This window comes from Micromonospora sp. DT15 (assembly GCF_049841475.1).
Lineage (GTDB): Bacteria > Actinomycetota > Actinomycetes > Mycobacteriales > Micromonosporaceae > Micromonospora.
Map to the genome: position 1 here is coordinate 230,639 of NZ_JBNCKJ010000002.1, position 24,526 is coordinate 255,164.

Here is a 24,526-nt window from a genome sequence, read left to right on the forward strand (position 1 = left end):
CCGTCCCGCTGACGTCGACAGTCAGCTCACCAGGCCCGTCCGGTAGGCGTAGACGACCGCCTGCACCCGGTCGCGCAGGTCGAGCTTGGTGAGGATCCGTGACACGTGGGTCTTCACGGTCTCCTGGCTGATCACCAGCCGGGCGGCGATCTCGCCGTTGGACAGGCCGGTGGCGACGAGGCGCAACACCTCCAGCTCACGCGGAGTCAGGCCGACGTCGTCCACGGTGCCCCCGGCCGGGCGGATCCGCTCGGCGTACCTGCCCACGAGCTGCCGGGTCACCTCGGGCGCCAGCAGCGCGGCACCGGACGCGACAGTGCGGATGCCGTGCAGCAGTTGGGCCGGAGGGGCGTCCTTGAGCAGGAAACCGCTCGCCCCGGCGCGCAGCGCCTCGTACACGTACTCGTCGAGGTTGAACGTCGTCACCACGAGCACCTTGACGGGCTCGGTGACCCCGGGGCCGGCCAGCAGCCGGGTTGCCCCGATGCCGTCGAGGATCGGCATCCGTACGTCCATGACGACCACGTCCGGGCGCAGCCGGCGGGCGAGGTCGACAGCGTCGCGCCCGTTGCCGCACTCGCCCACCACGTCGATGTCGGGCTGGGCGTCGATGATCGTGGCGAAGCCGGTGCGGATCAGCTCCTGGTCGTCGCAGACAAGCACCCGGACAGACGCGGTCACGACGGGCTCCCGGTGGGGATGCGGGCCCGCACGACGAAACCGCCGCCCGCCTGCCGTTCCGCGCTGAACTCGCCACCGAGCACGTGGACCCGTTCGCGTAGCCCGGCGAGGCCACGCCCGCTCCCACCGGGCGTCGCGGCGGGCGAGCCCGATCCGTCGGTGCTGACGTTCACCGAGGTGTCCCTTTCGCCGTGCCGCACGTGGACGATGGTGCGGCTGCCGTGGTCGTGCTTGAGGGCGTTCGTCAGCGCCTCCTGCACGACCCGGTAGGCGACGACCTCGCCGCCGCCGGTCACCCCCGCGGGGCTGCCCTCCTCGGTGAACTCCACAGGCTGCCCGGCCCGGCGGGTCTGCTCCACGATGGCGCGTAGGTCGCCGACGGCCGGCGTACGAGGATCGGTGGCGTGGTCGGGGTTGAGCAGGTCGAGCAGATGCCGCAGGTCGGTGATGGCCCGCCGGCCGGTGTCGGTGATGGCGGTCAGGGTCGTGTCGAGGCGCTCGGGGGCGGCGGTCAGGTAACGCGCCGCCTCCGCCTGCACGACCATCGCCGTCACGTGGTGGGTCACCACGTCGTGGAGTTCGCTGGCGATGCGGGTGCGTTCGGCGTTGCGGGCGGCCAGGGCGACGTGTCGACGGCGTTCCGCCTCGGCTGCCCGGGACTGCCGTAGCCACACCCCGATGCCCCACGCGAAGGCCAGCATCAGATAGAACGTGCCGAACCCGAGCACGCCCTCGGTCGAGCCTTGCCGATGCAGGGCGACAGCCAGCGACACGTACGCGGCGGAGGCCAGGACCACCGCGGTCCGCCGGTGCTGGTCGAGGTGGGCCGCCGCGCTCACCAGCGCGATGGCAAGCCCGGCACCCGCCACCGTGTGGTAGGCCCGGAGCTGGTCGAGCGCGAAGCCGAGGGACACCAGGGTGAGGCAGAGCGCCGGCCAGCGTCGACGGACGGCGAGTGGCAGGCACTGGAGGAGGATCGCCACGAAGGCCAGCGTGTCGAAGGGACGCGCCGGCAGGTCGCCGAGCTGCGTCCCGCGGTCCTGCAACGCCGGCACCACCGACGCGGCGGCGAGCAGCAGTGCCACCGGGAGATCCCGGACCGTGACGGCGTGCTGCCGCCACCGGTCCAGGAACGTCCGACGGTCGATCACGCGGTGACTGTAACCGTCGTCGGGGCGGCGGCCGCGCGGCGGCGACGCGGGACGATGGTGCCGCGGCGGTGAGCCATCCACATGAACCCCGCGGTCATCAGCACGCCCGCCGTGACCGCGAACACGCTCGCCTCGGGGCCGAAGTTACCCCCGGTGAGCAGCGCCGGGCCCGACATCGCAGTCTCCAGCAGGCCCTTCGACTGCTCGTTGCCCGAAACCACGGAGCTGAAGATGCCGCCCGCGGCGATGTTCCAGCCGAAGTGCAGGCCGATCGGCAGCCACAGGTTGCGGGTTGCGGCGTAGGCGGCGGCGAACATGAACCCGGCCTCGATCGTGATCGCGGTCGCGCCCCACAGGCTGGCATCCGGGTTGGTCAGGTGCATCATGCCGAACGCCACCCCGGTGAGGAGCAGGGCGATCCAGGTGCCGGCGCGTTCCTCGATGACGCGGAACAGGACGCCGCGGAAGAGCACCTCCTCGGTCACGGCGGCGGCGACCATGAACCCGACCAGCCCCATCGCGCCCGTCGCCGAACCGAAGCCGTTGATGTGGTACTCGGCGAAGAGCGCGATGGTGACGAGGACGGCCACGAACATCCCGACCCCGAGCACCGTTCCCAGGCCGGTCTGCGAGACGGCTCCGGCCCTCGCGAGTTCGGTGACCGCGCGACCTTCGGTACGCCGTACGACCCAGATGTAGACGAGGATGGCGAGCACCGACGTCAGCACGCCGAGTGGCAGTGTGAGCCAGTCGTTGCCCTGCGCGGCGACGGTGGCCTGGCCGCCGGCGAAAGCGACCGCCGCGACGGCCACGAGTTGCTTTACGAAACGCATCGGAGTCCTTCCCAAGGCCGTTGCACGGGCGCAGCGGCCTGGGTTGAACGCTATTTTTTCGCCTGCCGGAAATCGTCACCGCTCGGAGCGCACCTGCGGTAGCTCGCACGGGGGACAAACGGGCCGTCGAGGTGCGTGTCCGCACTGCGCCACACCCGGGAGGCCGCGCGGCGGCTGGAGTTGGGTGAGGGGCGTGGCGCCGGGGCCGGTGCCGGCCGGCGTGGCCCGCGTCACCGCCATTCCCGTGGCCCGGGGGGAGGCGCTGGCGAGGCCCGCCAGGTCGTCGACCTGCTCGGTCAGATTGCCGACTCCGGCGGTGCCACAACGGAGCTGCGGTCGACAGCTCGACAGGCTATAGCGGCCGTCAATCGAGGCGTTCTCGCGTACCACACGTCAGCGTGATAGTTACTTCCAGTAACTTTCGTCGGGTAAATCGACGCAGCGGACGGTTACCGAAACGGCACACCTCGAATAGCCCGGGGGGCCTATTGCGCCTGATCACAGCACCCCTGATCATTGCCGGGGCGTCTTGTTGACGCATCGGTAACGAATGGGGAGAAAGCCGCCGTGGCGGAAATCAATCACTTTGAGTACGGGTGGATCACGCCCGCGTTGAGTTACGCGCTGTCCGTGCTCGGCTCGATCCTCGGTCTGGTCTGCGCCGGGCGCATCCGTACGGCCCGGACGAACGGCCAGCGGGCGTGGTGGGGTCTGCTGTCGGCCTGGGCGCTGGGCGGCACCGCCATCTGGGCGATGCACTTCATGGCCATGCTCGGCTTCGCCGTCGAGAACACCCGGATGCGTTACGACGTGCCGCTGACCGCGGCCAGCACTGTCATCGCCGTGGTGGCGGTCGGTATCGGCCTGGCCATCGTGGGCACCGGCCGGCTCAATCCCGTACGACTGATCGCCGGCGGTGTCTTCACCGGCGTCGGCGTGGCCTCCATGCACTACACCGGCATGGCCGCCATGCGTCTCAACGGCACCCTCGGCTACGACACGGTCCGGGTCGTGCTCTCGGTGGTCATCGCCGTGGTGGCGTCCACCGTCGCGCTGTGGCTCGCGATGACCGTCCGGCGGGGGTTGGCGATCTTCGCCTCCGCGCTGGTCATGGGGATCGCCGTCAACGGGATGCACTTCACCGGCATGAGCGCCCTGTCGGTGCACCGCCACGAGCGGGCGGGCGAGGTGACCGGCGCCGGGGTGAGCACCCTGCTGGTGCCGATCGTGCTGGCGGTGATCTTCGGGGTGGTCGGTCTGCTCTACGCGCTGCTCGCCGCTCCGACCGATGACGACCGGGCCGCCACCGCGTACCTGAACGGGCTGCGGCTCTCGGAGCCGCCGGCCCCGGCCCCCACCCCTGCTCCCGACCCGGTCGGGTTGCGCGCCCGCTCCACCCTCGGCCAGCCCGGTACTCCGTTCCCGTCCCGCCGGGACACGCCGCCGCGCTGACGCCGTGCGGCCGGCCCGCGCCGCGTTGCTGGCGACCTCGGGGATCCGGCCGTCTCCGTGCCCGGACGGAGGCGGATCAGGCCGGCCGCCGGCCGGGACGGCTGCTGTCGATCGTGAGGGTGACCAGCAGCCCGGGGTGGTCGGTCGTCCCGTTCATGGGCACCTGGCTGCGACAGCAGAGGGTGATGTCGGCGGTCGCCGTGACGTGTTGCAGTCGGCCATCGTCGACCCGCTGATGGCCAGGTGGGATGCAGGACCGCACGTCGGGGTCGGGGCCGGCGCGCAGGTTGAGGTCGCCGCCGAGCACGGTCGGCTCGTACCCGGCGTCGCGGCTGATCGTCGGCAGGATGGTGCCGAGCAGGTGGTCGCACTGCGCGAGCGCGACCCGGTAGCCGCCGCTGGCCGACAGGTGCGTGGTGCAGGCGAGCAGGGCGCGGTCGACGTCGACGCAGAGCCAGGCGCGTTCCTCGGGGTCCGCGAGGTCCTGCGTGGGGTGGGTTCCGGCGTACACGGTGCTTGGTGTGCCCGGCGTCCGCAGGTGGGCCAGTAACCCGATGCCGAACCGTTGTCCGTTGCGGCAGCGGGTGTCGTCGCCGCTCGGGCGGTCGCCGGCGGCCTGGAACGCGGCCACCACGCTCTGGCCAGGGTGGACGGTTTGGAACACCCGGCGCAGGGCCGGCAGGTCGTCCGCGCAGATCTCGTTGAGGGTGACCAGGTCGGGCGCCTCGGCGGTGATCACCTCTGCGGCCCTGGCCATCGCGCGGCCGGTGTAGCAGCCGGCGAGGCCACTGTTGCAGAGGTTCATCTGCAGCATTCGCAGGACCGTGGGTTGCGCGACGGCGGTGGGCGCGGCCGGTGGTGCGGCCTGCGGGTTGGCGGGCAGTGCGGCGGCGGCGAGGATGCAGCCCACGACCAGGGTTCGGCGCAGGAACCGATAGGGACGGGCGGCCACACGGACTCCGGGGTGCGCGAGGCGACAGTCGTCGCCGAGGTGCCAGTGATCTTACTGGCGGCCGAAACGACGATCGAGGTCCCAGGAGCGGTGGGCCGAGGGGCACCCGCGCGGCGGGTGCCCCTCGGGTCGCTCAGTGGGCGCGGACCGCGACCGCCGTGTAGGGCGTGGTGGGGGTCGGCGGTGTGGTGAACCGGGCGTTGGGCAGGTAGAGCCGGCCCAGCGCCTTGGCGACGGTGGTGGGTACGTCGAAGTGCGGATCGGTGATGGTGCCGGTGAGCGCTCCGGCGGTGCCGGAGTGGTTCAGCCTGACCACCGCGATCTGGTTGAGGCGGTTCTGCACGACGTATAGGGTGCGGCCGAGCAGGAGAAGCCCGTCGCCGTTGGTGAAGGTGTGGCCCGGCACGTCCACGACGGTGCTCGCCCCGGTCGCCGGGTCGACCCGGTACAACGTGCCGGTGGAGGACTGGACGACGATCAGCGCCCGGCCGTCGGGTGTGGTGGTGATGCCGTTGAGGTTCACCCCCGTGCCGACCTGCTCGTACGCGCCGGTGAGCGTGATCGTGGTGAAGGCGTCGGCGGGCGGCAGCGCGCCACCGCGACCGAGCGGCAGCCGGTAGAGCACCGGCCGGTTCGAGTCGGTGAAGTATGCCGCGTCGCGGGTCAGCACGACGTCGTTGACGAACGTCGGGGCGGTGGCGAACTGGTAGCGGGCCAGCACCTCGCCGGTGCGGGTGTCGAGCACGCGAGCGTCGCCAGCCGTGCCACCGGAGACGAAGAGCCGGCCACGTGTGTCGACCTTGAGGCCGAGCGACGGCGTGCCGGTGGCCGCGCCGATCGTCGTGCCCCGGCCGGTGACCAGGTCGACGCGCTGGATGGCACCGGTGGCGCGGGAGCCGAAGTAGGCGTACCGGCCGGCGGTGGCGATGCCCTCGGGCTGGAACCCGTCGGGGAGGGCGAGGACGGCCGGCGGGCGCCCTGCGGGGTGCGCCTGCGCCGGCGCGACGGCGACGGTGGCCAGCATGACGGCGGCCAACGCGCTGCCAAGCGTGGTGCGGAGGGGGCGGTTCACTGTGCTCCTTCCGGGCGGAAGCGGCACGAGCCGACACGTCCGCCACGTTCACTGGGGCCAGGACCCTCCCCACTGTACGACCGCTGGCGGGCGCCCGCCCGGCGTCACCGGCGCGGCCTTCGGGTGACCGCGCCGGTGAGCCCGTCGAGCGGGGGCGGAGGTCAGGCGTTGCGGACCAGCCTCCACCGGTTGTCCGCGCTGCCGTTGTCCGGATCCTGCACTGCCTGCGCTCCCCAGGCGGTCGACCCGTTCAGGATTCCGAGCAGTTTGTTGCTGTTGACGTTGCGGATCTTGTAGGTGCCGTCGCCGTTGTCCACCAGGATCCACCGGTGATCGGCGGTGCCGTTGTCGGCCCACTGGAGAACCCGGGCGTTGTCGGCGGTGGACATGTTCTCCACGCCCAGGACCTTGCCGCTGTTGACGTTGCGGAACCGGACGGCGTTGCCGTCGGTGATGACCACCCAGTTGTGGTCCGCGGTGCCGCTGTCGCTCCACTGCACGGCCAGACCACCGTCGGCGGTGGACATGTTCTGGATACCGAGGACCAGCCCGGTGCCGACGTTGACCAGTCGGTAGCTGCCGCCGGTGCCGCCGCTTCCGCTGGTGTTCCAGTAGACCGTGTAGTTGAAGCCGTGGGCGTCGTGGAAGGGGCCGAGATTCACAGTGGACCCGTTGGCGCTCGCGGAGAACGCGAGTGAGCTGGTGCTGGTCCGGGTGATCGAGGAGACGGTGATGGTCGGCGGGGCGCTCAGCGCCGTGTTGCCGTAGTTGCCGGCCAGCACCGCCGGGCCGTACATGATCGCGCCGATGGTGGCGTTGTCGTTGGCGGCCCGGACGGCGACCTGCATCGGCAGCCGAACGGTGATGGTGTCGCCGGCGGCCCAGGTGCGCGTGACGGTGGCGTAGCTGCCCGGGGTGGTGGCCACGTTCTCCACGGTGCCGTTGACGGCGATCGTCGCGCCGCTGGTCCAGGACGGGATCCGCACCCGGATGCTCCACGAGCCGCTCATCGAGCCGCTCAGGGTGAGGGTGCTGGTGTCACTGACCGGGAAGTTGGTGCTCTGGGTGACAGTGATGCCGCGTTGCGTCCAGTCCAGCACCGACGGCGCGAACAGGTTCACACTCAGCGTGGTCCCGTTGTAGAAGTAGATGGAGTCCATCAACCTCGTGTTGATTTCCAGGCCGGTGCCCTGGCAGCACCAGAACGAGTTGTAGTCGGTGCTCCAGGTGCCACCACCCCACGCCGGGCCCACGCCCCGCCGACCGCCCGGCCGCAACGGGGTGAAGTAGGTGATGTGGCCGTGGCTGTCGGCCGGGTTCTGCCCGCCGATCAGGTGGTTGATCAGCGCGCGCTCGTAGAAGTCGAAGTAGTCCGCCCGGCTCGGGTCGAGCAGCCACAGCTCCCGGGTCAGTTTGAGCATGTTGTGCGTGTTGCACTGCTCGCAGGTGTCGTTGCTGAGGTAGCCGGCGATGGCGTTCGGTGCCCGGAAGTGCTCCGCCTGGCTGTTGCCGCCGATGGCGTAGGTGTGCGCGCCCACGGTGATACGCCACGCGTTGCTGGCGATGTCCCGGTAACGGGTGGTCCCGGTGGCCTTGTACTCCCGGGCGGCGCCGATCCACTTGGGCACCTGCGTGTTGGCGTGCAGCCCGTTGAGCTGGTCCTGGTTGGCGGCCAGGGGATTGAACACGGCGGCGTGGTCGAACCGCTGGGCGGTGGTGAGCCACCGGGAGTCGCCGGTCTGCTGGTAGATGTCCGCGAGCACGTCGTTCATGCCACCGAACTCGGTGCCCAGCATCGACTGCATCTGGCTGGAGCTCAGCCGGGCCGTCCGGGTGTCGACCCAGCCGGCGAGGGACAGCAGCACCGTACGGGCCTGCGTGTTGCCGATGTAACGCCAGACGTCGAGGAGGCCGGCGAGGGTCTTGTGGATGCAGTAGTAGGGCACGTTGCCGTTGGAGAGCGTCCGTGCCTCCAGCGCGGTGAAGTCGGACTCCGGGAAGCCGGAGAGGTAACCCGCGCCGAACCCGGCGGCACCGTTGTTCGCCTGGCACTTGGCCAGTTCGGCGACCATGTAGTTCGCCTTGTCCCGGCAGGTGGTGTCGCCGAGCACCGCGTACGCGTACGCCCAGGCGCTCAGGAAGTGACCCTGCATGTGGGTCCGGAACGGGAAGTTCGGCGCGTCCCAGCCCCCGTTGGTGGCGGCGCCGTTCGTGGACAGCCGGTGGTTGGCGCGGAAGTTGTAGAGCATCCGGTCGACATCGACGAACCGCAGGTAGTTCAGCGTCCGGGTCTGGTTGTCCATCCAACGGCCGGCGGTGAGTCGTACCTGGCCCGGGTCGAATCCGTACGCCGAGACGCCGATGTCGGACCGGGCCGGGGGCACGATGGCGGCGGACGCGCTTGCGGGGGAGACGGCGACGCCGGTCGCGGAGACCACCACGGTGGCTCCGGCGGCCTGAAGCAGGTGGCGGCGGCTGAGGGGCAGGGATGGCATGGGGAACCTCCAGGTGGCCGGGTACGTCGGGGCCGCCATCGATGGCGGTGGGTCGTCGGCGGCACAAGGGGGCCGACGCCGGGAGCGGTGTGGTGGGTGGGACGTGGGTCGCCGTGGACGCCGGGTGCCCACCCCTGCGCTTATCGCGGCACATCGATGTGATCGCTAACATAGTTCGTCGTTAACACGCCCGCAACCCCCGGAGTGTCTGGTCGACCCATTTCCGCGACGACCTGGCCCGGGGTCGCCCGGTCCCGGCGGCGGTTGTGGTCCGAAACGGACATCTACCGGGCTCGCGATCATCGGAGCGTCGCCGTGAGTGACCGTTGCCGGTGGTTGCCCCTCCGTTGACGCCCGTCCGGTGGCTCAGTACCGTGCATCGTAAATCTTCGATGTCAACGTTGATACCTCAATGCTGCGATGGGGTTACGACGGTCATCCCGCGCCACACAAAAATCCAGGCCAGCTAGGGGAAGGAGGCATTGGCGAATAGCTGTTAGCGCTAACACGGCCGCCGGTCGTGCTGCCCAGCGCGCGAACCACAAGCCCGTTCGAGCGGCCGCCGCAGCGGTGGCTCCCCCCGTCAAGCACCGCGCACTCTCTGTGGGAGTAATCGTGAACGTTAAGGATCCAACCGCAACCCGGGCCGCTCGCCGGACCAGGCGAACCGTCGCCTGGCTGGCCAGCATGGCCTGCCTCCTCGCACTGATCCCGGGTACGGCCAGGGCCGACAACCCCATCGTCCAGAACATCTACACCGCCGACCCCGCGCCGATGGTGCACAACGGTCGGGTCTACCTCTACACCGGACACGACGAGGACGGATCCACCTACTTCACCATGCGCGAATGGCGGGTGTACTCGTCCGCCGACATGGTGAACTGGACCGATCACGGCTCGCCGATGAATCTGGCGACGTTCGCGTGGGCGGACGCCAACGCGTGGGCCGGGCAGGTCGTTCCGCGTAACGGAAAGTTCTACTGGTACGTGCCGGTGCGCCAGCGCTCCAACGGGCAGATGGTCATCGGCGTCGGCGTGGCCGACAGCCCCACCGGGCCGTTCCGCGACGCGCTCGGTCGACCACTGGTCGGCAACAACGAGATCGACCCGCACGCGTTCATCGACGATGACGGACAGGCGTATCTGTACTGGGGTAACCCCGGTCTGTGGTACGTGAAGTTGAACCCGGACATGATTTCGTTCTCCGGCAGCGCGACACGCATTCCACTCACGACCGCGGGGTTCGGCACCCGTAACGGTAATGCGAGTCGGCCGACGCTGTACGAGGAGGGGCCGTGGGTGTTCAAACGCAACGGCTTGTACTACAACGTGTTCGCGGCGGAATGCTGCTCCGAATTCATCGCGTACTCCACGGCGACGGGACCGACGGGGCCGTGGACATATCGGGGAACGATCATGCCGCGACAGGGAGCCAGTTTCACCAATCACGCGGGTGTGATCGACTTCCAGGGCGGTTCGTATTTCTTCTATCACAACGGGGCGTTGCCCGGTGGTAGCGGTTACACCCGTTCGGTAGCGGTGGAGAAGTTCACCTACACCAGCAGCGGCATGTTCCCGACGATCAACATGACCACCACGGGGGCGCCGCAGGTGGGCACCCTGAACCCGTACGTGCGGCAGGAGGCCGAGACGATCGCCTGGGGCTCGGGGATCGAGACCGAGGTGTCCAGCGAGGGCGGGATGAACGTCGGCTGGATCGAGAACGGCGACCACATCAAGGTCAAGGGTGTCGCGTTCGGCGCGGGTGCGACCTCGTTCAGCGCCCGGGTCGCGTCGGCCACCAGCGGCGGGCGGATCGAGGTACGCCTCGACAGCGCCAACGGCCCGACAGTGGGCACCTGCACCGTGGGTGGCACCGGCGGCTGGCAGACCTGGAGCACCACCACCTGCGCGATCAGCGGAGCGACCGGCACCCATGATCTTTACCTGCGCTTCGCCGGCGGCAGCGGCAACCTGTTCAACATCAACTGGTGGCAGTTCGGCGGCACCGGCGGCACCGTCACCAACCTGCTCACCAACGGCGACGTGGAGAACGGCACGACGGGCTGGGGAGTGCACGGCAGCGGCACGCTCTCCCGCAACACGAGCGTGGCGCACGGTGGCAGCGGGTCGCTGTCGATCACCGGCCGGACCGGCGCCTGGAACGGCCCCGGCCAGGACGTGACCGCCACGCTCACCAACGGCAGGAGCTACACCACGAACGTCTGGGTACGCGCACAGGGCGGCACCCCGTCGGCGAAGGCGACACTGTCGCTGACCGCGAACGGCACGACGAACTACCTCCAGCTGACGCCGGCGGTGGGAGTGAACGTCAACGGCTGGACCCTGCTCACCGGCACCACGACAGTGTCGTGGAGCGGCACGCTGACCAGCGCCACCTTCTACGTCGAGACAGCCGAGGGCACCGACAGCCTCCTGGTCGACGACGCCTCGTTCCAGTGACTGTCGCTGCCGGGGCCGTGCTCGGCACGGCTCCGGCAGCACGGCGACAGGCCCACCACCGTGACGGAGCGACAGGTTTCCCGGCGCGGTTGGTTACGACTTGACGAACGGCATGTTATCGCTCACAGTCGATGGTTGAGGGCAGCCGCACCTGTGGTTCACCGGGCGAACCTGCTGTGGCACCTCGACCCGTGACGTCCGCCCAGGGCATGCCGGACGTCGGGTCAGGACTCCCCGCACCGCTGCCGCGACGGCGATCGTTGCTGACATCCCCCCATGTCGCAGGAGCGGCTCCGGGCGTGCGTCTCCATCGCTGCACCACCACAGAGAAGGAATCCGCATGAATCACAGAAGAGCCCTGCGAGCGGCGGTGACCATCGCCGTTACCGGCGCCCTCGCCGCAGGCATGACGATGACGCTGACCTCCACGGCCAGCGCCGGCACGACCCTCCGGGCCTCGGCGGCCGAGAAGGGCCGTTACTTCGGCGCGGCCGTCGCGACGAACAAGCTCTCCACCAGCGTCTACACGACCGTCCTGAACCGTGAGTTCAACAGTGTCGTGGCCGAGAACGAGATGAAGTGGGACGCCACCGAGCCGCAGCAGGGTCGGTTCAGCTACACCGGTGGTGATCGTCTGGTCAGTCACGCGCAGGCCAACGGCATGAGCGTGCGCGGTCACGCGCTCTTGTGGCACCAGCAGGAGCCGGGTTGGGCCCAGGGTATGTCGGGCAGCGCGTTGCGCAGCGCGATGATCAACCACGTCACGCAGGTGGCGACGCACTTCCGCGGGAAGATCTACGCCTGGGACGTGGTGAACGAGGCGTTCGCCGACGGTGGTTCCGGTGGGCGGCGTGACTCGAACCTGCAGCGCACCGGCAACGACTGGATCGAGGCGGCGTTCCGGGCGGCGCGGGCGGCGGATCCGGGTGCGAAGTTGTGTTACAACGACTACAACACCGACGGGGTCAACGCGAAGTCGACCGGGATCTACAACATGGTGCGGGACTTCAAGTCCCGTGGCGTGCCGATCGACTGCGTGGGTTTCCAGTCGCACCTGGGCACCTCGCTGGCCGGTGACTACCAGGCCAACCTGCAGCGGTTCGCCGACCTCGGCGTGGACGTCCAGATCACCGAGCTGGACGTGATGACCGGCGGCAACCAGGCCAACATCTACGGCGCCGTCACCCGCGCCTGCATGAACGTCTCGCGCTGCACCGGCATCACGGTGTGGGGTGTGCGGGACTGTGACTCGTGGCGTGGCTCGGACAACGCGCTGCTGTTCGACTGCAACGGCAACAAGAAGGCCGCGTACACCAACGTTCTGAACGCCCTCAACGCCGGTACGGGCACCCCTACGACCCCGCCGCCGACCACGCCCCCGCCCACCGACCCGCCGCCCACCACCCCGCCGCCCACGACCCCGCCGCCGACCACCGGCGGTTGCTCGGCGTCGGTGTCGCTGAACTCGTGGAACGGTGGGTTCGTGGCCACCGTGAAGGTGACCGCCGGCTCCGCCGGCACGAACGGGTGGAACGTCAGCGTCACCCTCGCGAGTGGTGCCAGTGTCACGAACACCTGGAGCGCGACGGCCAGTGGCTCGACCGGCACGGTGCGGTTCGCCAACGTGGACTACAACGGCCGCCTCGGCGCGGGTCAGGTCACCGAGTTCGGTTTCCAGGGCACGGGCAGTGGGGCCGGCATCACGCCCACCTGCACCGCCTCCTGACAACGACTGACTGACCGCACAGCGTCGGCCGGTGTGCGGGACCGATCCTGGTCCCGCACACCGGCCGACGTCGTGCGGCGTTCGATCTAGCCGATCAGGAGTACGGAAGCCGCAGCACCGACTGGTTGCCGATGCCCAGCGTGGTCGGGTTGTTGCCGATCGCCGACCAGACCTCCACCCGGACCGTGCCGTTGCTCAGCGCGCCCAACGTGCCGGTGGCCGAGGACAGGCCGGCGTTCTGGGTGTAGTGCTCGTAGCCGGTGACCGGGTCGGTGGCGAAGTAGCGCAGCGTCTCCACCCGTTCCCAACTACCGTTGCCGGTGAGGTCGTAGGAGATCCGCACCTGCACGCCGTTGCCGACCGCTGTCCCGGCGTCGACGAACAGGTCGAACGCCGTCTGCCCGCCGGCGTAGGCGAGGTTGAGGCCGGTCGCCGTGAAGACCTGGGCGTTGGTCGGCGTACCGTCGTGGTTGCCGTTCGCCGCCGCGACCGTCGTCGTGGCCGCGCTGCCGGCGCCGCCCAACCCACCTCCCGGCAGCAGGTAGCGGGTCGGCCCGCCGGTGGACGGCGGCGGGGTGGTCGTCGGCGGGGTGGTCGTCGGCGGGGGATCCGTCGGCGTCGTCGGGGGAACGCCGCCGGCCGCGTTGCCACCACTCCAGGTGTACGCCCCGGTGGTGGCCGTCTTGCCGGCACCCACCGCGAGCGTGGTGCCGTTGGAGAACGTCACGGTGATCGGCGTCGCCGTCGGGTTCGACGCCACGTAGGTCCGTGCCCCGTTGCGGGAGAAGACCGCGGACAGCGGGTGGTTGCCGGTCACCGTCGTGTCGACGTTGCCGAGGGCGGCGAGGTTACGGATCCAGTGGAACGTGTGCGCCCGGCTCTCTCCCTCCTCCGGCGTGTAGCCGGGGTTCGCGCGCAGGTTCGCCAGCGCGGCGTCGGCGTCCCCGAGGGCCTGGAACTGCCAGAGGATGTCCTGCCACACCGTCGGTTGTCCGCCGTTGTTGCGGACGAGTTCGGCGTAGTTGGTCCGCACGTACGCCGGGTTGTTACCGAGGTAGAGGTGACCGCCGGTGACCGGCAGCAGGTTGATGCCCTGGATCATCTCCGGCTCGGCGCTGAACCAGGTGGCGTACGCGCCGCCGTCACCCCAGACCATGCCGACCGTCGAGTGCCCGAAGGCGGCGGGGAAGTTCTGGTCGCTGACGTCGAACCAGTACTCCTGGATCGCCGCGGCCTGCGTGGTGTAGAGGAAGACACCCGCGTCGCGGACAGCGGTGTCGCCGGTCGTCTGCCCCCACTGGATCAGGGCGCTCGCGAAGTTCATCCCCTCCGACGAGGACTCCTGGTTGTTGCCGGAACCGAACGAGCCGTGCCCGGACGCCCAGTCGTGCCCGGCGTAGATGTCGAAGTCCCGCAGGTACGGGAAGCGGGTGTCGTCGCGACGGTAGTTGTTGGCGTCGCGGATCAGCAGGTCGACCATCCCGCCGTAGCGGCTGGTGGCCGCCCAGGCCGGGTCGAACTTCGCCAGGGTCGCGGCGGCGGCGATGTAGTAGCCGTAGTGGAAGTGGTGGTCGTTGAGCTCCTGGTCGGACCCGTACGACGCCGGGTAGCCGATCAGCGTGCCCCAGTTGTTGTCGTAGTAGAAGACCCGGCTGGTCTTGCCGCTGGACGCGGTGAACCAGTCGGTGAGCGTGCTGCGGATCGCGTTCAGCGCGCTGTCGCGCGTCGTGGTGTCGTTGACCTGGTCGGCGATCTCGGCGATCCGCGCGGCACGGCCGAGCCCCTTGCCGGTCCAGTAGGTGTCGTTGCCGCGTTGGTCCATCGGGTTGGCGCGGGTGGCGGCCAGGTGGCCGGTGAGCGTCGACAGGTCGCCACCGCTGCCGTCGCCGACGGCCGGCAACTCCGGCAGGATGCCCTGGAACTTCATCGCGGTGCGGAACTGGTTGACGCCGGTGAGCACCTTCATCCGGCCACGCGCCGACGGATAGGTCGGCGTGATCGCTGTGGAACCGCTCAGCGACTTCCACTGGTGCGGGTAGAGGCTGACCACCGTCTGCGTGGCGGTGCCCTCCCGGGCGGTGGTGGTGAACGCGTACGTGGTGGTCAGGCCGCTGGTCGCGGGGTTGTAGGCGTACGAGACCTGGGTGCCGGTCACGTGGGCGTGCGCGTACTGACCGTAGGTCGCGGCCAGCGCGGCGCGCTCCGTCGCGCTGGACGTCGGCGGCAGCAGGGCGACGGAGAAGTAGCCGCGGCCGGCCAGGGTGGACGAGATCCGGCCGGACGCCACGGTCCAGCTGGCGCCGCTGGGCGCGAACCCGACGTAGTCGTGGCCGTTGACCCGGAAGCCGATGGTGGCACCACTGTTGGACCAGACGTCGGGGGTGCCGGCGGTGCTGATCTGCGCGTTCCCGCCGGTGGTCTGGAAGTACGCGAAGGGCAGACCGTGGCCGATGGTCGCGCGCATGGTGCGCGTGCCGTCGCTCCAGTGCGGGCTGACCGTCCAGTCCGTCCAGCCGTCGACCTTCACCAGGGGTGCGGCGAGCCCGGCCACACCGACCCGGATGTCCTGCACGTACGGGTAGTGGAACTCACCGACGCCGGTGGCGGTGCCGCTGATGGCGGGCGTGGAGTTGGCGGAGAAGCCGAGGCCGTCGCCGAAGGTGTCGTACGAGATCGGGTGGGCGTGCAGCGGCTCACTGAACGAGCAGTCGGTGCGCTTCCACAGCAGCGAGGACCACCAGTCGTTGGTGGGGATCGGCCCGGCGGGCGCGTTGGCGGTGGCGAACTGCCGGGGGTTGCTGGTCATCGCGCCGCAGCCGCTGGGCAGCGGGCCGACCGGGGTGGTGGTGTAGCTGCCGGCGCCGACGGGTGCGGCCTCGGCCGCGCGGGTGACGGGGATGGTGAGGCCGCCGACGACCAGGGCCAGCGCGGTGGCGGCGGCCAGGGCCCATCGGCGGTGGGGGACGGGAGGTTTCATCGTGCCTCCATCGCGCGCGCCGGGTGCGGCCCTTGCCGGGTCCAGCGCTTTGCGTCTGAATTGGGGGGAAGGTCGGGTGAGAGAGCGCTCTCTCGGCCACGGTAATGGAGCACCGAGATCCCCGTCAATGTGTCCAACGCGTTGCGTGCTGATATCGCTATTTGCCGGCGCCCGCACTGTCGCTCAACAGCGAGTCCGGCACGCGCATCCGCCACGCGTCGGTCACCAGCTCGGTCAACCGGTCCAGGTCGACCGCCGCCAGGCGTAGCAGCACCAGGGGCAGGCCGTCGTAGCCCGGCGTGGTGAAGAAGATCTCGGGCTCCCCGAGCAGGAGAGCCTGCTTCTCGGCCTCGTCGCCGACGAACAGCACCGCGATGTCGAGCCTGATCACCCGGGGCTTGCCCGGTGTCCGCTCCGGATAGGACCAGACGAAGCCCTTGTCGGCCACCCGGAAGTCGAAGCCGTCACTCGCGATCTCCACCGTGTGCGGCAGGGCCAGCGCCACCCGGCGTACGTCGTCCGCGTCAGCCACCGGATCCCCTCACACCGCGCACCATCCGCATGGGCTGAGATTACGCGGTGGACAGCTCGATGGCCGTGGCGCCGACGATCGCCCGTTCGCCGTTCTCCTGGACGTAGCCGACCACGCTGGCGCGTCGCGGATCGAGACCAGGTGGCGTCGCCAGCTCCAGCTGCCCCCGCTCGGCGTCCAGGCCCACCGACCTGAAGGCGCGTACGACGTTGTCCTGCCGCAGCGTCCGCCCGGCGTTCTCCCCCCGGGCGATGGCGCTGGTCAGCTCTCGTTCCACGACCGCCATGTGCACCACCGCGCGCTCCGGCGGCTGTTCGGTGCGGTAGTCCACCATCACCCGGTCATTGCCCAGGTTGGCGATGGAGAGCGCCAGTGGTGTGGCGGCGGTCGAGGCCATGGCGGACATGATCGCGGCGGCTGCCCGTCGGCGATCGGAACCGACGAACTCGACGGTGCCGTTGACGACCATTTGCGGGGTGTAGAGACCCCGGGTGCCGAACGCGCGCGCGTACGCCTCCTGGCGCGCGGTGTACGCGGCGTCCGCGAACTGGTCGGGCCAGCCCAGGTCGTCCCAGTAGTCGACGTGGAACCCGAGGGCGAAGACGTTCTGGCCCCGGTCCCGGGCGTCGCGCTCGATCTCGCTCAGCAACTCCTCCGCGGGCGGGCAACTGTTGCAGCCCTGGGACGTGAACATCTCGACGACGGCGAAGCCGCCGTCCGTCGATGGATTCGTCATGGTGGCGTGTCCCCTCCCACGGTCTGCCCGACGGCGTCGCGTACCCCGGTGCCCGACGGCCTTGCGTTTCCCGTTCCGGCCGAGACAATGCGCGTGGGGCCGCGTCCCTGCCGGCCTCGCGACGAGCGCCGTCGGGCCGGGTGGTTGGATGGTCGGGTGCAGTTCACCGTGACAGACGCGCCGGCGCGGGAGCGTTTCGAGGCGCGCGACGAGGCGGGCACGGTCGTCGGGTTCGTCACCTACCAGCTGACCGGCTCGATCATCGCCTACACCCACACCGAGGTCGATCCGGCGTACGAGGGCAAGGGCGTCGGGTCGACGCTGGCGCGGGCCGTGCTGGACGACGCGCGGGGCAAGGGCCGGACCGTCGTGCCGATCTGCCCGTTCATCGCCGACTGGGTGGTCAAGCACCCCGAGTACGAGAGCATCGTGGTGCGCTCCACCCGCAAGATCAAATAACCGCTGGTGTCAGGCGTCCGGTAGGAGCTTGGCGGCGAGGGTGCGGGCCGTGGCGGTCAGGGTGTCGATGTCCAGCCCCGTCCGCCCCATGAACACCAGGCCCTGCTGCGCGGCGAGCAGCGCGCGCGCCGTCTCGACCGGGTCGACGTCGCTCGGCAGGTCGCCCTCGTCCTGCGCCCGCCCGACGCTCTCGGCGACCAGGGCGGTCGTCGCCTCGTAGGTACGCCGCGCCTCGGCGAGGACGTCGGGATCGCTGGTGGCGAGTTCGTACGTGCTGTTGGCCATGAGGCAGCCGCGCCGGGCGGCAGCACCACCGGTGTCGTCCACCGGTGCCATGACGAACGCGCGCAGCGCGTCCAGGGCGCGGGGGGCGGCGGCGAGCATCTCGCGCAGGTAGCCGCCGCTGGTGTCGGTGTATTCCCGCAGCGCCCGCAGGAACAGCCGGTGTTTGTCGCCGAAGGCGCCGTAGAGGCTGCCCTTGCCCAGCCCGCTGACGCGTACCAGGTCCTCCAGGGAGGTCGCCGCGTAGCCGGCGTCCCAGAACTGGTCCCGGACGGCGCGGATCACCTGCTCCTCGTCGAACTGCCGTGGCCTCGCCATCTGACCAGCGTAACGATTGTTGACCGTATGGTCCACCAAACGTAGGGTGGTCCGATGCGCACCGCGGCGAAGATGCCGCCCGACAACGGCCGGATCGTCACCATCGGCGGGAGACCACAACGATGACAGCCTCCACCTTCCGCGCCCTGCACCACGACCGTGCCATCGGTGACCCGCTCGTCCTGCCGGGCCCCTGGGACGCGGCCAGCGCCCGGGTCCTGGCCGACGCCGGTTACCCGGCGCTCGCAACCCCGAGCGCGGGTGTGGCGGCCTCGCTCGGGTACGAGGACGGCGCGACACCGCCGGACGAGATGTTCGCGGCTGTCGCGCGCATCGTCCGCGCCGTGTCCGTTCCGGTGTCCGCCGACGTCGAGGGCGGTTACGGCCTCGCCCCCCGCGAGCTGGTCGGACGGCTGTTGGAGGCTGGCGCCGTCGGCTGCAACCTGGAGGACTCGGAGGGGGACGCCACCCTCAAGGACCCCCGGCGGCACGCTGACTGGCTGGCCGAGGTGCGCGCGGAGGCGGGCGACGCTCTCTTCGTCAACGCCCGCGTCGACACGTTCCTGTTCGGAGCGGGTGACCCGGCCGACGCGGTGGAACGTGCCCGCCTCTACGTGGCCGCCGGCGCCGACTGCGTCTACCCGATCCTGGCGCCGCCACAGGTGCTCCCGCGGCTGCGGGAGGGCATCTCCGGGCCGATCAACATGGCCGCCGGACCCACCCGGAAGTCCGTTGCCGAACTGGGCCGGCAGGGCGCCACACGCATCACCTTCGGGCCAGGAATGCAGCGGTACGCGATGGCGTCGATCGGCGACCTCGCGGCCGAGCTGCGCACCTGAGCCTGCCCGTCGACCCTGCGCCCCACCGCAGCTTCGACGCGGCGGCCCGGAGGATCGGGCGCAGCGCCTTCCGGCTTGCGCCGCAAGATCGCGCCACATCGACGGTGACCGTTCACACGGCTGACCGAACGTGGCGTCAGATGACGGGGAGTTCACCACCGTCGACTGTCAGGCTCACTCCGGTGACCCACTGGGCCCGGTCCGATACGAGGTACGCGACTGCCTCGGCGATGTCGCGCGGGTCTCCGGGACGACCCAGAGGGATGCCCGCTGTGGTGGCGGCAAGCGTGACCTCCATCGCGTCGGCGAAGTTCTGGCGGATCGCGTCGGCGCCGGGGGTGAGCACGTTCCCGGGAATGATCGTGGTGACGCGGATTCCGGCAGGCGCGAGCTCGGAGGCGAGCGCTTTGCCGTAGGCGTTGAGGGCGGCCTTGGCGGCGCCGTAGTGCGCCAACGGCGGTGCCGGCGTGAGGGACGCTCCCGACGAGATGTTGACGATCACACTGCCCGACCCGGCCTCGCGCAGCGCCGGTAGCAGCTCGTTGTTGACTCTCACGGCGGACAGGTAGTTGAGGTCGAGCGCGTCGATCCACTCCTCATCGGGGATGGATGAGATACCGCCGATGTGGGCGCGTGCCGCCGCCGCGTTGTTGACCACGATGTCGACGCCGCCGAGTTCGTCGAGCGCTGCCGCAGTGAATGCCCGCACGCCCGCGAGCGTGCCGATGTCGCCCTGAATGAAGGTCGCGGCTTTCGGCGTCTCGTCGGAGGCGTTACGCGCCGTGGTGACGACCGTCGCGCCGCCGTCGAGCAACCGCTGCACGATGGCAGCGCCGATCCCGCGAGAACCTCCCGTGACGACCGCGCGCTTGCCGGCGAACTCGGTGGGATCCGGCGGGGCAGGAGCTTTGAACATGAACTCACAGTAGCGAGTGCCACGGTGCTCGGCGGGCTGATCGTCAGCACGCATCGCGGGCTTGGCGCGACCTCGCCGACCTCGCCGTTGGACTGAGCAAGCGCGGGGCGGCAATTGCCGATCCAGCGACGGCCGAGCCCCCGGCGCGCCGTCGTGGTGGACGGCTGCCGGGGGCTCGAACGCAGTCGGTCAGGCCTGGTTGCCGCTCGGCAGCACCGCGGCCATCTCGTCGCCGGCGCCGGCGAGCACGCGTGCCTGCTGCGGCCAGCTGGCCAGCCCAGGTGCGGCGCGCAGGCCGGCGGTCCGGATCAGGTCGCGCAGCGCCGGCTCGTCCAACCCGCCGAGCTGGTCGTACGTGCGCACGCCAGCGTCCTGCAACGCGGCCGCCATCTTCGGCCCGATCCCCTGGATCCGGCGGAAGTCGTCGGCAGGGCCCGTCGGGTCGGCCTCGACGCTGCTGGTCGTCGTGTCGACGGCAGAACGGACCGGAGGGGTCGCGGCGGGGGTCGGGCGGACCGGAGGCGCGGCCACCGCCGACTCGTCGGCCTCGGTGGAGGCAACCGCAGGCTCGGCGTCCACGGGCTCGGCGTGCGCCGGCTCAGCATCGGACGGGCCCGGGGTCCCCAACGCCTCTGCCGGCGTGGCGTCGACCGCCGTGGCCTTGGTCTCCACGTCGTCGGCCGGGCCACCGGGGGCCGCCACGTCGTCGGCTGGCGTCGTGTCGAGCGGTGCGGTGTCGGCGGGCAGGAGGTCGTCCGCCGGCTGGCGGGGGGCGACCACGGCCGCCGAGGCGGGCTGCTCGTCGGCCGTGACCGGCTCGAGGGCCGAGTCCACGCCCGAGTCCTGCCGCAGCTCGGCGGCGTCGGGCTGCTCGGTGGCCGGTACGGGCGGCGGGTCCTCGGTCAGCGCCATGTCCGCCGGGTCGACGGTGCTCGGGGCGTCCGCCGGCACGGGCACCGGGGTGGGACCGTCCGGTCCGGTCACTGCGGCCGGCGCGCTGACCGTGTCGACCGGTACCGGCTCGTCGGCTACCGCGGTGGGTGCCGGGTCGACGGCGGCGGCGGGCTGGGCCTCGTCGGTGGTGGCGGCCGGCGTGGGCGTGGAGATCACGGCCAGACCGGCGACGGGGTCACCATCCACAATCGATTTGCCCTGTACGCCCCGCCGGCCGCGCAGCAGCCACCCGGCGGCCAGGCCCAGCAACAGTGCAAGTACCACTATCAGCGAGTGTCCGAAAGACCACGCCACGGCGAACCTCCCTCTCAGGTCGTTGGAAAAGTCACGAGAAAAACTCGCCGCAGCTTCGCACACGCGTATTGCCGACGACAGGCAGGATCGGCCGTCAGCGTTGCGGGTGGGACAGCCACCTCAGCCGGTGCCTGCCGGGTGACACAGCGTCGCCCGATCACACCAGAACCCGGCCCGATGAGACCCGGGTCGGGCACGGAGCGGGTCAGGTGTGGCTCGGTCGGATGGAGCGCTCCGGACGCGATGAGACCCGGGCCCGGCGAGGACGCCGAGCCCGGGTCGGGTGATGCCGGGTTCAGTCCCGGTCGCCCTCGTAGGTGTGGAATTCGTCGACGAACCGGCGACGGAGCCGTGGTACCCGGCTGGTCACTCCGAAGTAGCCGCGCGCACCGAGCAACGCGAGTCGACCCACCACCGGCCGGTACATCCGGTCGTCGCCGCTGGTGCCGCTGCGGTTCAACGATTCGGCGACCCGGGCGAAGCCGTACGGCGCCATCACGGCCTCGTAGTCGGCGACCGCCTGGAGCAGCGTCTTGTCGCCGGCGGTGGCGCGGCTGAGTTGTGCGCAGAGCAGGCGGGCGTCGCGCAGCGCGGTGTTCGCCCCCACGCCCCGGCCCGGGGTCATGGTGTGGATGGCGTCGCCGAGCATGGTGACGGTGCTGCTCTTCCAGGGTGGCACCGGCTCGGATGTGGACACTTTGATCGGTAGGGCGCTGGCCGGGTCCGCGTGGGCGAGCAGTTCCCGCAGGTGCGGGTGCCAGTTCGCGGTGAGATCCAGGGCGACCTGCACCAGGTCCTCACCGCGGCGTTCCATGATGTCGGTCGGGAACCGGTTGGCCGCACTCCAGATGATCAGGTTGATGTTGTCGGTGGTGGTGTCGTGGGCCAGGCCGGGCCAGTCTCGGAGCAGGGCGGCGTCGGGCTCGCTGACGCCGGGCTTCATCGCGCGTTCGGCGTCCCACTTGAACTCCATGACGTGCAGCACGCCCATCATCCCGCCGACGCCGAAGATCAGTGAGATGCCCTGCTGGACCCGCTCCGGAATGAGACCGCGGGTGTGCGGGGTCAGCGGGATGCGGGTGGCGATGTTGATCGTCCCGGCGTCGCGGGTGACGGCGTGTGGCAGGTACTGGCGGCGTACGGCGGAATGGGTGCCGTCGGCCGCCACCAGCAGGTCGCCGGTGGCGCTGGTGCCGTCGGCGAAGTGCGCGCTGACAGTGCCGTCGTCGCGCTGCTCGTACCGGGTGAAGGTCTTGTCGAAGTGCACCACGTCCTCCAGGCCGGTCAGTAGCACCTGGCGCAGCACCATCCGGGCCACCGAGTGTTCGGTGCGGACCGGGTCGGCGGTCGGCCGCAGCGCGAACGACGCGGTCTGGCGCAGCCCTTGAGTCACGACGTTGAAGTAGTGCGGCGGCCGGGCGCAGGTGGCCAGGAAGGTGGCGAACAGCTCCGGGGGCAGGCACTCCTTCAGCGCTCGGCTACCGGTGGGGCCGATGCCGACCCGGTAGCCGAGCAGCCCCTCGGCGCGGTCGCGGTGCCGTTCGTAGACGGCGACGCTGATCCCGGCGCGGCGCAGGCCGTGCGCCAGGCACAGCCCGCCCGTGCCCGCGCCGATGATCAGGACGTGCGGCGGCGCGGCGGACATCTCAGCCGGCCGGGTGCGCGGCGGGCGCCTCGGTGACGGCCGGGCGCGGAGCGGGTGCCTCGGTGCTGGCCGGGCGCGGAGCGGTTGCGTCGGTACCGGCCGGCCGCGCCGCGGGCGCCTCGGCCGCGTCCCACCGGTAGAAGCAGCCGGCGATCGCGTCCCGGGGGGAACGCCAGGTCGGCAGGTACGGCGACGTGTGCGCGGAGAGCCGCTCGTTGACCTGTCGGAAGAGCGGGTGGTTGCGGGCCGCCGCGAGCGCGTCCGGGTCGACGTCGTCCGAGGTCTCCAGCAGGTGTACGTACAGGTCGTGCAGGCAGTACAGGGATCGGTGCGTGACACCGGTCAGGCCGGGCAGTTCGGTGGCGTCGGACTCGGCGAAGATCTGCGCGACCCGCCCCTCCGCTCCCGGGATGATCCGGCTGACGATCAGTAGACGACTCATGGGACCCCTTCCGCCGGTGGCCTGCCCGACCCCTCGGGGACCGGTGCCACGTGCTCTGTGCGCCCACCGTGCCGTAGCGCCTGTCACATCACCGTCACGTAGGCCGAACGGACGGTGACGGCCACCGCTGTCACGTACGCCGGACGGCGGGTGACGGGCGGTCGGCAACGGCCTCGCGGCTGGCCTGGCGGATCGGGGCGAGGGTGTCGTCGAGTAAGGCGCTCATGGCTGGGCTCGGCTCCAGCCGCAGCTCCCGGCGCAGCAGGTCCCGATAGACGTAGAAGGCGTGCACCGCTTCGAAGGCGTTGCCCTCGGCCAGGTGGATGCGGACCACCAGCCGGTGTGGTGTCTCCCGTAACGGCTCGGCGGCCATCGCCTCCAACGCGGCTTCGAGGGCCTCGCCGTGCCGCCCCGCGGCCAGGTGGTGCCCGGCCACCTGTTCCAGCATGTGCAGGCGGAGTTGGCGCAGGCGTTCCCGGTCCAGCAGCACCCAGTCGTCGTACCAGCCGGGCAGGAGGTCGTGCCGCCCGGCGGCGAGCGCGCCGGCCGCGGTGCGGGGGTCGTCGCCGTCCCGGACCCGGGCCGCGGTGCCGACCAGGTCGTCCACGTCGAGCCGGACGGCCGGGCCGAGGCGCACGGTGTCGCTCGCCACTGTCATCGGGCAGCACGGGTCCTGTCGCAGCCGCCACAGGGCGGTACGCAGGGAGGACAGCGCCCGTTCCTCCGAAGCGTCGGGCCAGAGCAGCCCGGCGAGCTGGCTGCGGGTGGCGCCGGGGCGGAGCCCGATCAGCGCGATCACCCGTTGCAGCCCGCGCGGCACCACGACCGGCACCGCCTCGCGGAGGAGCCGGAAACCTCCGAGCAGGTGCAGTGAGACGCCCTCCTCGGGCGGGTCTCCGGCGGTCGGCACGGACGAATCAGTGGCCACGGCGGCACCCCCTGCGGAACGCTCGTCCCGACTGTCTGCTGTGTCCCGGATCGGTTGCCCTCGACGCCACTGTCGACCCCGCCGATCGCGGCGTGGCCGGGCGCGGCCCCGCCCGCCGAGGCCGCCGGGCTGACCACGCTGAAGATTATCAATAACGGTCACGTTGCGTCAACGCCAACGCGGACGTTCTATTGGCGACAGCCAACCCGAAATCGCTTCCGAACTGCATAAACATTAGCGCGTCGAACCCGTCCGGCACATAGCTGATACACAGGTTGCGTCAACGCAGCGTCACCATCATCCGTCGCTGGCCGACCTGGCACGGTGACGCCGCCGTGACGAGGATCGGCGCATCGTGTCGGCAGTCGTCCAGCGCGTC

The 24,526-nt window shown here is 70.6% G+C and carries 19 protein-coding genes and 1 pseudogene; 5 read left to right on the forward strand and 15 right to left on the reverse strand.

The features are described 5' to 3' along the window. Positions 1-21: 21 nt before the first annotated feature. Genes ACLQ3F_RS05185 through ACLQ3F_RS05195 form a run of 3 tightly spaced genes read right to left on the reverse strand, consistent with a single transcriptional unit; the run spans position 22 to position 2,665 of the window. Complete coding sequence (locus ACLQ3F_RS05185) at positions 22-681, reverse strand: response regulator (protein ID WP_425846607.1); 660 nt, start codon at positions 679-681, stop codon at positions 22-24. Continuing rightward, a complete protein-coding gene (locus tag ACLQ3F_RS05190) occupies positions 678-1,832 on the reverse strand; it encodes a sensor histidine kinase (protein WP_425846610.1) in 1,155 nt (384 codons plus the stop codon). The genes ACLQ3F_RS05185 and ACLQ3F_RS05190 overlap by 4 nt, the downstream gene beginning before the upstream one ends. Then, positions 1,829-2,665, reverse strand: coding sequence for a CPBP family intramembrane glutamic endopeptidase (locus ACLQ3F_RS05195; protein ID WP_425846613.1), 837 nt, complete (start codon positions 2,663-2,665; stop codon positions 1,829-1,831). The genes ACLQ3F_RS05190 and ACLQ3F_RS05195 overlap by 4 nt, the downstream gene beginning before the upstream one ends. Before the next feature lie 567 nt (positions 2,666-3,232). On the opposite strand from ACLQ3F_RS05195, the gene ACLQ3F_RS05200 reads away from it, so the two are divergent. After that, the gene (locus ACLQ3F_RS05200; protein ID WP_425846615.1) at positions 3,233-4,117 is read left to right on the forward strand and encodes an MHYT domain-containing protein; all 885 of its coding nucleotides are present in this window, start codon (positions 3,233-3,235) and stop codon (positions 4,115-4,117) included. A gap of 76 nt (positions 4,118-4,193) precedes the next feature. Here ACLQ3F_RS05200 and ACLQ3F_RS05205 read toward each other — a convergent pair whose 3' ends face one another. The 3 genes from ACLQ3F_RS05205 to ACLQ3F_RS05215 form a co-directional block, all read right to left on the reverse strand. Continuing rightward, positions 4,194-5,069: an endonuclease/exonuclease/phosphatase family protein gene (locus ACLQ3F_RS05205; protein ID WP_425846617.1), complete on the reverse strand. Its 876-nt coding sequence runs from the start codon at positions 5,067-5,069 to the stop codon at positions 4,194-4,196. A gap of 133 nt (positions 5,070-5,202) precedes the next feature. After that, complete coding sequence (locus tag ACLQ3F_RS05210; RefSeq protein WP_425846620.1) at positions 5,203-6,141, reverse strand: superoxide dismutase; 939 nt, start codon at positions 6,139-6,141, stop codon at positions 5,203-5,205. 161 nt (positions 6,142-6,302) lie between these two features. After that, entirely contained in the window at positions 6,303-8,636 is a 2,334-nt protein-coding gene (locus tag ACLQ3F_RS05215; RefSeq protein ID WP_425846623.1) for a beta-L-arabinofuranosidase domain-containing protein, read from the reverse strand. 687 nt (positions 8,637-9,323) lie between these two features. Here ACLQ3F_RS05215 and ACLQ3F_RS05220 point away from each other — a divergent pair. Next, positions 9,324-11,099: a family 43 glycosylhydrolase gene (locus tag ACLQ3F_RS05220; protein WP_425847386.1), complete on the forward strand. Its 1,776-nt coding sequence runs from the start codon at positions 9,324-9,326 to the stop codon at positions 11,097-11,099. Positions 11,100-11,439: 340 nt separating this feature from the next. Next, positions 11,440-12,825 (forward strand): endo-1,4-beta-xylanase, encoded by a 1,386-nt coding sequence (locus ACLQ3F_RS05225; protein ID WP_425846624.1) that lies wholly within the window; start codon positions 11,440-11,442, stop codon positions 12,823-12,825. Between the two features lie 94 nt (positions 12,826-12,919). On the opposite strand, the gene ACLQ3F_RS05230 is transcribed toward ACLQ3F_RS05225, so the two are convergent. The 3 genes from ACLQ3F_RS05230 to ACLQ3F_RS05240 form a co-directional block, all read right to left on the reverse strand. Further along, positions 12,920-15,802 (reverse strand): glycosyl hydrolase, encoded by a 2,883-nt coding sequence (locus tag ACLQ3F_RS05230; RefSeq protein WP_425846626.1) that lies wholly within the window; start codon positions 15,800-15,802, stop codon positions 12,920-12,922. Positions 15,803-15,959: 157 nt separating this feature from the next. Then, entirely contained in the window at positions 15,960-16,334 is a 375-nt protein-coding gene (locus tag ACLQ3F_RS05235; RefSeq protein WP_396794179.1) for an MmcQ/YjbR family DNA-binding protein, read from the reverse strand. A gap of 40 nt (positions 16,335-16,374) precedes the next feature. Next, positions 16,375-17,070: a DUF1223 domain-containing protein gene (locus ACLQ3F_RS05240; protein WP_425846628.1), complete on the reverse strand. Its 696-nt coding sequence runs from the start codon at positions 17,068-17,070 to the stop codon at positions 16,375-16,377. A gap of 156 nt (positions 17,071-17,226) precedes the next feature. On the opposite strand from ACLQ3F_RS05240, the gene ACLQ3F_RS05245 reads away from it, so the two are divergent. Continuing rightward, positions 17,227-17,529, forward strand: coding sequence for a GNAT family N-acetyltransferase (locus tag ACLQ3F_RS05245; protein WP_355007976.1), 303 nt, complete (start codon positions 17,227-17,229; stop codon positions 17,527-17,529). Between the two features lie 9 nt (positions 17,530-17,538). Here the strand turns inward: ACLQ3F_RS05245 and ACLQ3F_RS05250 are convergent, their stop codons facing one another. Beyond that, the gene (locus ACLQ3F_RS05250; protein ID WP_425846631.1) at positions 17,539-18,129 is read right to left on the reverse strand and encodes a TetR/AcrR family transcriptional regulator; all 591 of its coding nucleotides are present in this window, start codon (positions 18,127-18,129) and stop codon (positions 17,539-17,541) included. Positions 18,130-18,251: 122 nt separating this feature from the next. On the opposite strand from ACLQ3F_RS05250, the gene ACLQ3F_RS05255 reads away from it, so the two are divergent. Continuing rightward, positions 18,252-18,968 (forward strand): isocitrate lyase/PEP mutase family protein, encoded by a 717-nt coding sequence (locus ACLQ3F_RS05255; protein ID WP_425846633.1) that lies wholly within the window; start codon positions 18,252-18,254, stop codon positions 18,966-18,968. 136 nt (positions 18,969-19,104) lie between these two features. Here ACLQ3F_RS05255 and ACLQ3F_RS05260 read toward each other — a convergent pair whose 3' ends face one another. From ACLQ3F_RS05260 to ACLQ3F_RS05280, 5 genes and pseudogenes are all read right to left on the reverse strand, one after another. Beyond that, positions 19,105-19,938 (reverse strand): SDR family oxidoreductase, encoded by an 834-nt coding sequence (locus tag ACLQ3F_RS05260; RefSeq protein WP_425846635.1) that lies wholly within the window; start codon positions 19,936-19,938, stop codon positions 19,105-19,107. Between the two features lie 135 nt (positions 19,939-20,073). Then, the gene (locus ACLQ3F_RS05265) at positions 20,074-21,102 is read right to left on the reverse strand and encodes a helix-hairpin-helix domain-containing protein (RefSeq protein WP_425846636.1); all 1,029 of its coding nucleotides are present in this window, start codon (positions 21,100-21,102) and stop codon (positions 20,074-20,076) included. A gap of 325 nt (positions 21,103-21,427) precedes the next feature. After that, a complete protein-coding gene (locus ACLQ3F_RS05270; protein WP_425846638.1) occupies positions 21,428-22,777 on the reverse strand; it encodes an FAD-dependent oxidoreductase in 1,350 nt (449 codons plus the stop codon). Between the two features lie 94 nt (positions 22,778-22,871). Next, a pseudogene (locus ACLQ3F_RS05275) lies at positions 22,872-23,219 on the reverse strand (TcmI family type II polyketide cyclase); the annotation flags it as partial. A gap of 130 nt (positions 23,220-23,349) precedes the next feature. After that, complete coding sequence (locus ACLQ3F_RS05280) at positions 23,350-24,147, reverse strand: AfsR/SARP family transcriptional regulator (RefSeq protein ID WP_425846640.1); 798 nt, start codon at positions 24,145-24,147, stop codon at positions 23,350-23,352. Between the last annotated feature and the right edge of the window lie 379 nt (positions 24,148-24,526).